Below are 11,617 nucleotides of genomic sequence, written 5' to 3'. Positions count from 1 at the left end.
TTATTAAAACTTACAGCCATGCAATCATTATAGGGAAATCCAATTTACTCATGAAACTCTTTGTCTCAACCACTTCCCCTTTCGCCCGTCTTGTGATGGTCGCCTGTTTACGCCAGCAAATCGATGCCGAGCTTATATTTGTCATGCCTTGGGAAAACCCACAAGAATTATTAGCGGTCAACCCTTTTAGCCAAGTACCTGCCCTGCTCACCGATAATCAATTACTCATCACAGAAAGCAGTGTGATTTTGGCACATCTGATGCCGCAAATTTTCGCTGATGAAAAGTCTGCCGCTTTAACCAGCCTGAGCCTCGGCATTATCAACCAAACCGTTCGCGCCTTTGCCACCGAGCGCTTTCAGCCATCAATTGCTACCCCACATCCATTTATTGAGCGCTCAACCAGTCTATTGTCGAATTTACTCCCCAATGCACCACAGCTCGATGCGCAAAGCGATGCGCTCGGCCAAATCTTCTTTGGCATTGCCTTAGCCTATTTAAAATTACGTTTGGCTGGGGTGTTTGACAAGGCAGTCACTGAGGCAAACAAAGTGGCACTCGAGCAATTTTGTCAGCGAGATTTTATGCAAAAAACTCAAAGCACTGCTTTAGAAAAACTACCAACCGCTATCTCTGAACTTTAGCCAATCATTCATCTAACCCATTAAAACATTAAAAGAGCTTATTATGTCCTATCATCCAAAAGCTGAATTAAACCAAACCAATGTACTGGGTACCGCACTAGCGAGTTGCTGTTTCGACCCGTTAACAGGTTATTATCGAAATGGTTTTTGTCATACCGGTGCTGGTGACATCGGCCTACACACGGTTTGCGCTAGAATGACCCGAGAATTCTTGGAGTTTTCTGTTGCCAAAGGCAATGATTTGGTGACCCCTTTACCCGAATTTGGTTTTCCAGGGCTGCAGCCCAATGATTTTTGGTGCGTGTGCGCCCTGCGCTGGGTGGAAGCATTGGATGCAGGGGTTGCGCCGCCGCTAAAGCTTGCCGCATGCCATGAGAGCCTCTTAGAGTTAGTAGATATAGACACGTTGCAGCAGTATGCTATTTAAGGCGATAGTGAAATAATGACCGCTACTAAGTCCATGGTTAACTAGATTCAACTAGGTTTTAGCGGAGTGTCACGTATAATTATCTTGAGATTGTCATTTTTCACTGTTATCATTATCCATCTAATTTTAGCCGTATGATTGCATTGTTAATGCATGACTTCTTTTTTTATTCGTTTAAAAATCACTGAGAGTTACAAAATAGCAAGAACACACAGGCGCATTTGCCTACTTTGATGTTTACTTGCTGTTTTGTGGTTGCTACCTTTTAAGTACTTTGATAACGACTGGACACATTTATTCGATCTGATACAACTCTTTCAAATCGTGATAGCGAGGTTTTTGGTTATGACGCCACCCCACCAAAACAAAAATTTATCTGAACGCAGCGACGATTTATTAGAGCACCCCACTCAGACGACCCAGCGCGTAACGCCGCCTTTAGCCTCAGCGCTTAATCCGCCACATGATATGTCGACGGATTCTTTTACCCTTGCCAACGCGGATGTCATGTATGATGAAATCACTGATGAAGAACTCGATTTGCACGGTGATGATAGTTATATCTATGGCGAAAATTATGACGATGACGGCACTGTCGAAGTCTATGCACCTACCGATGTACCACCCCCTGAGTACAACCCTGAAGCTGAAATCACCGAAGATCGCTTTAAAGGGAAAAATGAGATTGCCAACTGCTTTGCCTACTCTCGTAAATCTGGGGAAAAAATCGGCGAGATTGAACTTGATGATGTGCGCCGCGAATTATCCAACAACAACGTATTTGTTTGGGTAGGACTGCATGACCCAAGTATCGAAACCATTCGAGAAGTCCAAGAGGCATTCGACTTACACGAACTTGCCATTGAAGATGCTTTCGCTGAGCATCAACGCGCCAAAGTTGAAAGCTATGGTAATGATAGCGTGTTCGTGGTGGTACGAACCGCCAAATTGACCGAAAACACCATTCGTTATGGCACTACGGCTATCTTTATGGGCAAGCAATATATCATCACTATTCGTCAAGGTGCCTCTCATAGCTACCAAAGTGTGCGAGATTTTTGCCATCGCCGACCAGAAAAATTACGCCTTGGACCCATCTTTGTGCTGCACGCCATCTTAGACTTTATCGTCGATAACTACTTACCTGTCACTGAAAAATTAGGACGTTATTTGCGCGAGCAAGAACGGGAAATTTTCTCTGAAAACTTTAACAAGCATACGCTGCGGAATTTGTATGAATTAAAATCACAGCTCGTACATATGCGTGCTGTCATCTTACCCGTACAAGATATCTGTAATTTTTTTATCAATCATAAAAAGACTGATTTGATTCCAAGTTTCCCTAGCCAAGCCAAACCGTATTTTCGCGACGTCAATGACCATCTACTGCGTGCGCTTGATGCGGTCAATGGACTCAACGAAATGCTCAGTGTTGCTATGGATACTTACATGGCCGTGGTGAATATGGGTCAGAATGAGGTGGTACGAAAACTTGCCGCTTGGGCAGGTATCCTCGCGGTTCCGACCGCCGTCGCAGGGATTTATGGGATGAATTTTGAAAATATGCCTGAACTAAAAATGCATTATGCCTACTATATTTTGTTGGCATTTATTTTGACCATTTGTTTCACGCTTTATTATCGCTTTAAAAAGGCAGGTTGGTTGTAAATTTTATCTTTAATTATAAAAGCTTAACAGATGATGCTGTTAAGCTTTTTTATTGCGCTATTAATTTATCAATGACAAATAATTGTCTACACATCAATTAAGTTAAACAGCTCATCAATTTCTTCTTTCAAATGGTACATTTCAGTGTCATTCCATTTTTTGGATAAATGGCTGATGGGCAAAATCACACAGTGTAAATCGCGATAAGTAATGGCATTAAAAGTATTTCTCACCAGAATTTTATTGGCTTCTCGCTCAAAATATTTAATTACATCAATATTTTGGGTAATGACTAAAACAGGTTTGAGAATACTATATAGCCAATCAAATATATGTGTGTGTTTATGCTGAGGGCTTAATAAAGTTTTTTTAGGGGTGATAACACTATAAAGATAAGTTTCAATCACAGGATGATTTGAGATTTCATCAATCAAATTTTGCTGAAATATATGGTTGCGATTCCACTGTAAATCATCATTGTAGCTAGCGATGTCATAATGTTCAGCAAACGATTCACGATCAAACCCTATGTCATCATGCCAAATATTTGCATCAAACACGTCTAAATTAACTTCGCGAGCTGGATTGTAGCCGACCATCATGATTTTGCAATTAAGGGGTGACCCTGAACAGATAAAGGGACGTACTTTCACATTGTCTAGTTGCTGCTCGCTAAGCCGCTGCTGCATTTCTGTACGGAATTTTTTTAAATCCATTTTCACGATTTATTTCCAAAAAATTTACTATCAATAAAATCCCACAATTTTTATTATATTACCTAGTCGCTATACAACAATCAATATACTTTTAGCGATAATTAAGTCACTGCTTAGCCTATAAATAGCAAATAAAAAAACCTCAAAAAGCATGAGGTTTTTTTATATTTATCGCCTATATATTTATCGCTTAGTAGCTTATGATAGCGGCAATTACAATTTGCTAGTTAATTCTGGCAAGACTGTAAAAATATCACCTTCTAGGAAATAATCAGCTACTTGAGAGATAGGCGCTTCTGGGTCATTGTTGATGGCAACGATAACTTTTGAATCTTTCATACCTGCCAAATGCTGAATAGCACCTGAGATACCTGCGGCGATATATAGGTTTGGCGCAACAATTTTACCCGTTTGACCCACTTGTAGGTCGTTTGGCACATAACCTGCGTCAACTGCCGCACGTGATGCACCCATCGCAGCACCTAGCTTATCAGCGAGTGGCTCAATATACTTGGTGAAGTTTTCACCGCTGGCTAATGCACGACCACCTGATACAACAATCTCTGCAGCAGTTAATTCTGGACGATCAGATTTTGCTAACTCTTCACCGACAAATTTTGATTTGCCCGCATCTTCGCCTGCGCTTACTTGCTCTATACTGGCTGCGCCGCCTTCTGCTGCCGCTGCATCAAATGCAGTGGTACGAACTGTGATAACTTTTTTGCTTTCAGTATCTTTAACGGTTGCAATGGCGTTACCTGCGTAGATTGGACGCTCAAATGTCTCTGCATCAATCACAGCGGTCACATCAGTTAGCATATTCACGTCTAACAAAGCAGCAACGCGTGGTAAGAAGTTTTTACCTGTGGTTGTTGCTGGTGCAACGATATGGCTATAATCGCCTGCAAGCGATACTACGAGTTTAGCAACGTTTTCAGCCAGTTGATGTTCAAAAGCAGCATTACTTGCGCAAAGCACCTTTGACACCCCCGCTACTTTAGCGGCTTGTTCTGCTACGGCTTCACAGCCAAGACCTGCAACTAATACAACAATATCACCACCGATTTTGCTTGCTGCCGTTACGGTGTTGAGTGTTGCTTTTTTCAGCTCTTTATTATCATGTTCTGCATATACTAAAATTGCCATGAGATTTTCCTTAATATTTGATAATCGCTATCGTTAAATGACGAATTAAATTGAAGGTAGTTAAATGATTAGATAACTTTAGCTTCGTTTCTTAATTTATCGATTAACTCGTCAACCGATTTAACTTTAACACCCGCTTTACGTTCTGCAGGTGGCGTTACTTTTACGATTTGAATGTTACTAGCGGTAGAAACACCATAATCTTCTGGTTTTTTCTCTTCTAATGGTTTTTTCTTCGCTTTCATGATGTTAGGCAGTTTGGCATAACGTGGTTCATTTAACCGTAAATCAGTGGTGATAACCGCAGGTAATGATAACTGAACGGTTTGTAAGCCACCATCGATTTCACGTGTTACAATGACACTGCCCCCGTCGACTTTTACTTGTGATGCAAAGGTTGCTTGACCCACGTCTAGTAATGCCGCTAGCATTTGACCTGTTTGGTTGTTGTCATCATCAATCGCTTGTTTGCCTAGTAAAATGATGTCAGCAGCTTCAGCTTGTGCAATCGCTTTTAAAATTTTTGCGACTTGTAATGGACGTACAGTGTCGGTCGTTTCAACTAAAATACCACGATCTGCACCCAGTGCCATTGCACCACGGATTTGTTCTTGTGCTTCTTTTGGTCCGATAGATACAACAACAATTTCAGAGACGACGCCCGCTTCTTGTAGGCGTACAGCTTCTTCCACAGCAATCTCATCAAATGGGTTTACAGACATTTTAACATTGGTTAAGTCAACACCAGTGTTGTCCGCTTTTACACGAACTTTTACGTTATAGTCAACTACACGTTTAACAGCAACTAATGCTTTCATACGTTCCTCGTTTGTTATATGAATTAAAAAAGGAGGATAAATCCAAGTATCCCCAGTCATGATAAAATGAAAATCCTATTCTTGTTAACTTAAACTAGCTTAGTGAGCTAACTTAGCAAGCTAAAAAGAATAGTTATACTGTGAATACTCACAATACCCATTATCTTCGTTAATAATATATGTTGCGATAACTTACCCAACAAATCAAGAAAATCCTATGAATTTTAAGTCATAAAAAAATGGTTGGAAAACATCAAAAATTCTTGAATTTTTCGAATATATCATAACTAAAATAATTAGGGAAATTTTTAAACTAAATATTCAACATACAATGTCTTGTGCTTGATATAAACATTAAACACAAAACAAACGCGCAAAAAAAAACAACCTATCGTTTGGTTGTTTTTCTTTATTGCAAGCTAATTAAGATAAGCAGTTAATAAACAAACAATTAAGCTTGTAATTATTATTATTGTGCTTCAATTTGTTCGGCTTGTGGGCCTTTTTGACCTTGGCTCAATACGAAGCTCACACGTTGACCTTCTTTAAGTGTTTTAAAACCTGAACCTTGGATTGCACTGTAATGAGCAAAAACGTCTTGACCGCCATTGTCTTGAGCGATGAAGCCGAAGCCTTTGCTCTCATTGAACCATTTTACAGTACCAGTAGCTTTATCTGACATAAAAAATCCTACATTAAAAATTAACTATGTTATCTATAACGCTTGCAATTACTTAGGTAAATACAGGGTGTTATAAATTGTCATCACCAAAAGTTTGTTAAGTGTATTTTAGCGAATAATGACAGTATAGCCTAGTTTTAGCGTTTCACCTACTATTTTTTGAACTTTTTGCCACAAAGTTACAATTAAAAAGGGATTTAAATTGACTTTATTAAGCTAGATTAAAGGCGATAACACCGTTCATCAACATATTGATAAATATCGCAATGCTGGTCACCGTAATCACCAGTGAAAATGATAGGCTATAGTCCATATATTTGATGGGCATACTCATATCATCAACATCTTTAATATCGCCCGCCTGATCTTTGAGTAGATAAAATCCGTAAATCCAACCAAATATGCTATACAAAATATAGGCAAATGGCACGACTTTGGCGATGCTACTAAATCCGCCATAATATACGGCGACCACAGATACCATGAGCCACACGGTTTCTAATATGGAGCTCACACTAAATAACGTCGATTGTGGCAGTTTTCCTAAGTTTTTCTTCAAAACAATGGATTCATACGCAATCAGTAGGGCGACAATTAAGGTACCGACCAGATAAATTGCTTGCCAATTTAACGTATAGCTATCTCCCATCAGGTGATTCAAAGGATTTGCCAATGCAGGCAAAGAACTCATACCGCTAAAAGTGTGTAACAAAGTTGCAGTCGACAACTGCCAAACAGACGCTATATTCAAAACAAATCTCATAAACTTTATATCGATACCCATTATTTTATACTAAAAAACCCTGTCCATGTAACTTTACACAGCGCAGGGTTATTGTCATTTTATTGTTTTTACCAATTGGGTATGATGCCATTGGTAAAACTAACTGGGTGCAAAACTAGTTTTTCTCTTTGTCGATGATTTTGCTTGAGGTAATCCAAGGCATCATACCGCGAAGTTTGGCACCTGTTTTTTCGATTTCGTGCTCAGCGGTTTGACGACGGCGCGCTGTCATTGATGGGTAATTTGACATACCTTCAGCGATAAACATTTTTGCATATTCGCCTGATTGGATACGTTTTAGGGCATTACGCATCGCTTCACGTGATTGGTCATTAATAACTTCTAAACCTGTTACATATTCACCGTATTCTGCGTTGTTACTGATTGAGTAGTTCATATCAGCAATACCGCCTTGGTACATCAAGTCTACAATCAATTTTAATTCGTGTAGACATTCAAAGTAAGCCATTTCTGGGGCATAACCTGCTTCAACCAAGGTTTCAAAGCCCATTTTGACCAGTTCAACCGCACCACCACACAGTACCGCTTGCTCACCAAATAGGTCCGTTTCAGTTTCGTCTTTGAACGTTGTTTCGATGATACCTGAACGACCACCGCCGACGCCCATCGCGTAAGATAACGCCACTTGTTTGGCTTGACCAGAGGCATCTTGGTAAACGGCGATTAAGTCAGGAATACCGCCGCCTGTGGCAAATTCGTTACGCACGGTATGACCCGGTGCTTTTGGCGCAATCATGATGACGTCTAGGTCTTTGCGTGGTACCACTTGGTTATAATGGATTGAGAAACCATGAGCAAACGCAAGCGTTGCACCTTGTTTGATGTTTGGCTCAATCACGTCATTGTAAAGTTGTTTTTGGAATTCATCAGGGGTCAAAATCATGACTAAGTCAGCTTGCTTGACGGCTTCTTCTACTTCAGCCACTTTTAGACCGGCATTTTCTGCTTTTTTCCAAGATGATGAATCTTTGCGAAGCCCTACGGTGACATCAACACCGCTGTCTTTTAGGTTCAATGCGTGGGCGTGACCTTGTGATCCGTAACCGATAATCGCAACTTTTTTGCCTTGGATGATTGATAGATCACAATCTTTATCATAAAAAATGTTCATAACTATTTCCTTGTGTAAAAAACAACTACTATTAAAAGGTTGGTAAATTTAGACGCTGAGGATTTTTTCGCCCCGAGCGATACCAATAACACCAGAACGTACGACCTCTAAAATGCGTTCACGTCCCATCAATTCGATAAAGCCGTCCAATTTTGCGGTGTCACCGACAATTTGAATGGTATAGACATTGGGCGTGATATCAACAATACTTGCACGGAAGATATCCGCACAGCGCTTCACTTCTTCGCGGTTGCTACCCGTGGCACGTACTTTGATCAGCATGAGTTCGCGCTCAATATGTACACTATCGGTCAGCGTGGTTACTTTAACGATTTCAATCAGCTTGTGCAACTGTTTGGTCACTTGCTCAATCTTATTTTGATCGGTATCTGTGGTCAAAGTCAAACGCGATAAAGTTGGGTCATCGGTTGGGGCAACGTTCAGTGTCTCGATGTTGTAGCCACGTTGTGAAAATAAGCCAACCACACGAGACAGTGACCCTGATTCATTTTCCATTAAGACAGAAATTAAATGTTTCATTAGGTACGCTCCCCTTTGGCTAACCACATATCACGCATTGACTGACCTGCTAATTGCATTGGATAAACATGCTCGTTTTTATCGACTAGCACATCGATAAATACCAATCGATCTTTGAGTGATAAGGCATAAGCAAGTTGTTCATCGAGTTTGGCTGGGTCGGTGATTTGGATACCGACATGGCCGTAAGCTTCTGCAAGTTTGACAAAATCTGGCAATGAATCCATATAAGAGTGCGAATGACGACCTTCATAAATCATGTCTTGCCATTGTTTGACCATACCCAACTGGGCGTTGTTAAGATTTAAAATCTTCACTGGTAAGTTATATTGTAGGCAAGTTGATAGCTCTTGGATATTCATCTGAATTGAGCCTTCACCTGTGATACAGACCACATCACGCTCTGGATTAGCAAGTTTGGCTGCCATTGCATAAGGCAACCCTACCCCCATAGTGCCTAAACCCCCTGAATTTAACCATTGACGCGGCTCATCGTATTTATAGTATAGGGCGGCAAACATTTGGTGCTGACCCACATCAGATGTGATGATAGCTTTACCATTGGTTAACTCATATAAGCGCTCAACAACGTGCTGTGGTTTCATGCCATTGCTGTCATCTTTGTCATAGCGTAGACCATGACGTTTACGCCATTCATTGATTTGCGCCCACCAATCATTTAGCGCGGCTTGGTCAAGCTGTGCGTTATTTTCTGTTAATACGGCGAGCATATCGCTTAGCACATTTTTTACATCACCGACAATCGGGATATGTGCGTTGATGGTTTTTGAGATTGATGCAGGGTCGATATCAATATGGATAATTTTAGCGTTTGGACAGAATTTTTGCGTATTGTTGGTCACACGGTCATCAAAACGCGCACCCACAGCCAAAATCACATCTGAATTGTGCATGGTCATATTGGCTTCATACGTACCATGCATCCCAAGCATACCTAAAAACTGTTTATCCGACCCTGGATAAGCGCCCAATCCCATCAAAGTATTAGTCACCGGCAAATTAAGTAAACGGGCTAATGCGGTTAATTCTGCACTGGCGTTTGACGCAATCACGCCACCACCTGAATATAGTACAGGGCGTTTGGCAGCAATTAAGGTTTCGATGGCTTTACGAATTTGTCCTGAATGACCGCGAACCGATGGTTGGTAAGAACGCATACTGACCGACTCAGGGAAATGATAAGGGAATTTTTCGTTAGGCGCAGTTTTGTCTTTGGGTACATCAATCACCACAGGACCTGGGCGACCAGAGCTTGCAATATAAAATGCTTTGCGAACGATTTCTGGGATTTCGCTGGCATGACGTACTTGAAAACTGTGTTTGACGACAGGACGTGACACACCAATCATATCAGTTTCTTGGAATGCATCATCACCGATGAGGCTTGAAGGCACCTGACCTGAAATGATAACCATCGGAATAGAATCCATAAACGCGGTTGCGATGGCAGTAACCGTATTGGTGGCGCCTGGACCTGATGTCGCCAATACCACCCCTGTTTGACCTGTGACACGGGAATAAGCATCTGCCATATGACCCGCTGCTTGTTCGTGACGCACGAGGATGTGCTCAATGCTATCTTGTTTGAACAAAGCATCATAAATATGCAACACGGCGCCGCCTGGATAGCCAAAAATGTATTCAACACCTTCGTCAATTAGCGCTTGCACCAGCATTTCTGCACCAGACAGCATAACAGGTTCACCTGCTGAGGCTTTGGCGGTTTTTTTGTCAAAATTGGGTGCAGCGTGAGCCGTTTGGTTTTCTCCCGTCATATTGGGAGCTTGGGTAGTTTGAGTCACTGTCATCACCTTTTATGGTCGTCTTCAAAAATGATACTGGGAAGTTGTTTTAGATAAAAATTGCTAAATGATTAGCAAGAATCTTCAACACCGTCATAAGTTAACAGTGAACAAATCAGACGAGGGCAAAAAGCATGATAACCAAAAAAGAAAGCACCACGAAAATTACGTAATGAGTAAATTGATGGCTACTTTTTGTCTTTGTTGACCGATAAGTCAGGGTTGTTAGATTCTTTTGTTTAGATTCATGAACAACAACAACGGTAAAAAATGCTCTCATCCAATTGTAGAGCCTAATCAGCGGATAGCGCCAATCAGCTTAGATTTTACCAATTAGTAACCAACGATAATTGTTACTAACGACCAGTAGAGGACTTATGATGTGAGTTTTTTTAACACTTGTCAACAAAAAAAAGTTACTAGAATTTATAACTTTTAGTTATAGGTAAATGAATCGTTTGAGGCTTGATTTTAAGGATTGGTTTTAAGGATTGGTTTTAAGGCTTGATAAACTTTAAAATCTCAGACTGATTGAGCCAGTTGTTTTTAGAAAATTACCTTTAGGAGATTAAACGATTATCTTGTCGAAATTTACTGCTAAAAGTTATCAAGCTGTGATAGGCTATCGCATAATTTTCTCGTTTCTTGCACAGGAAAAACAATGTTAAAGCCACTGTTTTTGTTATCACTCATGTTATCACCATTCGTTATGGCGAGTTCAAATGCAGCAACTTATTACAAGTGGACTGACAAAAATGGTGTGCCGCATTATAGCCAATATGCGCCGACCAATGGCGTTAATTTGCGACAAGTGCAAGTGGTTAATACCCGTGAACTTGGACCTAGTAGTCGTGCACCTGCAACCGCTGGCAATAGCAAAGGTGCTGCATCAGGTGTATCACCAACGTTAACAGCCGATCAAAAACGCGCTGCTGAGCTTGAGGCACAAAATCAGCAACTCAAAAAACAGCAAGATGCGGAGCGCTGTAAAGCCTTACAAAGTACCCTTGCCAATCTAAACCAAGGCGGGCGAGTCTATGAAATGGACAATAAAGGTGAACGTAAATATTTAGATGGTCGTGAAATTGAGCTACGCCGTCAGCAAGTCGCGCAGACAGTGAGCCAATACTGTAAATAACTTTGCATGCTATATAACTTTAGCATTCAATTAAAATTAAAGGTATGTAAAGGTTAAAGGTGAGTGAATTCTCACCGTTTTTCTATTGAACCTTCTTAA

12 protein-coding genes are annotated in these 11,617 nt (G+C 40.8%); 4 read left to right on the top strand and 8 right to left on the bottom strand.

Features of this window, described 5'->3' with window-relative positions; genetic code table 11:
• Positions 1–50: 50 nt before the first annotated feature.
• From RT064_RS01085 to corA, 3 genes are all read left to right on the top strand, one after another.
• A complete protein-coding gene (locus RT064_RS01085; protein WP_313060368.1) occupies positions 51–644 on the top strand; it encodes a glutathione S-transferase N-terminal domain-containing protein in 594 nt (197 codons plus the stop codon).
• A gap of 43 nt (positions 645–687) precedes the next feature.
• Positions 688–1,071, top strand: a complete 384-nt coding sequence (locus RT064_RS01080) for a DUF2237 family protein (RefSeq protein WP_203171806.1) — start codon at positions 688–690, stop codon at positions 1,069–1,071.
• A 507-nt stretch (positions 1,072–1,578) separates the two neighbouring features.
• Entirely contained in the window at positions 1,579–2,739 is a 1,161-nt protein-coding gene (corA, locus tag RT064_RS01075; protein WP_313060626.1) for a magnesium/cobalt transporter CorA, read from the top strand.
• A gap of 86 nt (positions 2,740–2,825) precedes the next feature.
• On the opposite strand, the gene RT064_RS01070 is transcribed toward corA, so the two are convergent.
• The 8 genes from RT064_RS01070 to RT064_RS01035 all read right to left on the bottom strand — a co-directional run bounded on the left by RT064_RS01070 (position 2,826) and on the right by RT064_RS01035 (position 10,272).
• Positions 2,826–3,461 (bottom strand): hypothetical protein, encoded by a 636-nt coding sequence (locus RT064_RS01070; protein ID WP_313060364.1) that lies wholly within the window; start codon positions 3,459–3,461, stop codon positions 2,826–2,828.
• 207 nt (positions 3,462–3,668) lie between these two features.
• Positions 3,669–4,601 (bottom strand): electron transfer flavoprotein subunit alpha/FixB family protein, encoded by a 933-nt coding sequence (locus tag RT064_RS01065; RefSeq protein WP_060994967.1) that lies wholly within the window; start codon positions 4,599–4,601, stop codon positions 3,669–3,671.
• Positions 4,602–4,669: 68 nt separating this feature from the next.
• Positions 4,670–5,419: an electron transfer flavoprotein subunit beta/FixA family protein gene (locus tag RT064_RS01060; protein ID WP_313060360.1), complete on the bottom strand. Its 750-nt coding sequence runs from the start codon at positions 5,417–5,419 to the stop codon at positions 4,670–4,672.
• Positions 5,420–5,888: 469 nt separating this feature from the next.
• Positions 5,889–6,101: a cold-shock protein gene (locus tag RT064_RS01055; RefSeq protein ID WP_007116781.1), complete on the bottom strand. Its 213-nt coding sequence runs from the start codon at positions 6,099–6,101 to the stop codon at positions 5,889–5,891.
• A 211-nt stretch (positions 6,102–6,312) separates the two neighbouring features.
• Positions 6,313–6,852 carry a hypothetical protein gene (locus RT064_RS01050; RefSeq protein WP_313060359.1) on the bottom strand — a complete coding sequence of 180 codons (540 nt, stop codon included), beginning with the start codon at positions 6,850–6,852 and terminating at the stop codon, positions 6,313–6,315.
• 148 nt (positions 6,853–7,000) lie between these two features.
• Positions 7,001–8,017, bottom strand: a complete 1,017-nt coding sequence (ilvC, locus tag RT064_RS01045; protein WP_065252581.1) for a ketol-acid reductoisomerase — start codon at positions 8,015–8,017, stop codon at positions 7,001–7,003.
• A gap of 48 nt (positions 8,018–8,065) precedes the next feature.
• Complete coding sequence (ilvN, locus tag RT064_RS01040; RefSeq protein ID WP_007116784.1) at positions 8,066–8,557, bottom strand: acetolactate synthase small subunit; 492 nt, start codon at positions 8,555–8,557, stop codon at positions 8,066–8,068.
• The gene (locus RT064_RS01035; RefSeq protein WP_313060623.1) at positions 8,557–10,272 is read right to left on the bottom strand and encodes an acetolactate synthase 3 large subunit; all 1,716 of its coding nucleotides are present in this window, start codon (positions 10,270–10,272) and stop codon (positions 8,557–8,559) included. The genes ilvN and RT064_RS01035 overlap by 1 nt, the downstream gene beginning before the upstream one ends.
• Before the next feature lie 769 nt (positions 10,273–11,041).
• Here RT064_RS01035 and RT064_RS01030 point away from each other — a divergent pair.
• Positions 11,042–11,518: a DUF4124 domain-containing protein gene (locus RT064_RS01030; protein WP_313060356.1), complete on the top strand. Its 477-nt coding sequence runs from the start codon at positions 11,042–11,044 to the stop codon at positions 11,516–11,518.
• The last annotated feature ends 99 nt before the right edge of the window (positions 11,519–11,617 follow it).

Source organism: Moraxella sp. CTOTU49097, from assembly GCF_032064105.1.
Classification (GTDB): Bacteria; Pseudomonadota; Gammaproteobacteria; order Pseudomonadales; family Moraxellaceae; genus Faucicola; species Faucicola osloensis_B.
The sequence above is the reverse complement of the archived record's forward strand: the minus strand, read 5'-3'. Positions and strand labels throughout refer to the sequence as shown.

Coding starts and splice junctions, on each gene's coding strand:
- RT064_RS01085 (WP_313060368.1), top strand. CDS start 51: ATGAAACTCTTTGTCTCAACCACTTCCCCTTTCGCCCGTCTTGTGATG.
- RT064_RS01080 (WP_203171806.1), top strand. CDS start 688: ATGTCCTATCATCCAAAAGCTGAATTAAACCAAACCAATGTACTGGGT.
- corA (WP_313060626.1), top strand. CDS start 1,579: ATGTATGATGAAATCACTGATGAAGAACTCGATTTGCACGGTGATGAT.
- RT064_RS01065 (WP_060994967.1), bottom strand. CDS start 4,601: ATGGCAATTTTAGTATATGCAGAACATGATAATAAAGAGCTGAAAAAA.
- RT064_RS01060 (WP_313060360.1), bottom strand. CDS start 5,419: ATGAAAGCATTAGTTGCTGTTAAACGTGTAGTTGACTATAACGTAAAA.
- RT064_RS01055 (WP_007116781.1), bottom strand. CDS start 6,101: ATGTCAGATAAAGCTACTGGTACTGTAAAATGGTTCAATGAGAGCAAA.
- ilvC (WP_065252581.1), bottom strand. CDS start 8,017: ATGAACATTTTTTATGATAAAGATTGTGATCTATCAATCATCCAAGGC.
- ilvN (WP_007116784.1), bottom strand. CDS start 8,557: ATGAAACATTTAATTTCTGTCTTAATGGAAAATGAATCAGGGTCACTG.
- RT064_RS01035 (WP_313060623.1), bottom strand. CDS start 10,272: ATGCTGTCTGGTGCAGAAATGCTGGTGCAAGCGCTAATTGACGAAGGT.
- RT064_RS01030 (WP_313060356.1), top strand. CDS start 11,042: ATGTTAAAGCCACTGTTTTTGTTATCACTCATGTTATCACCATTCGTT.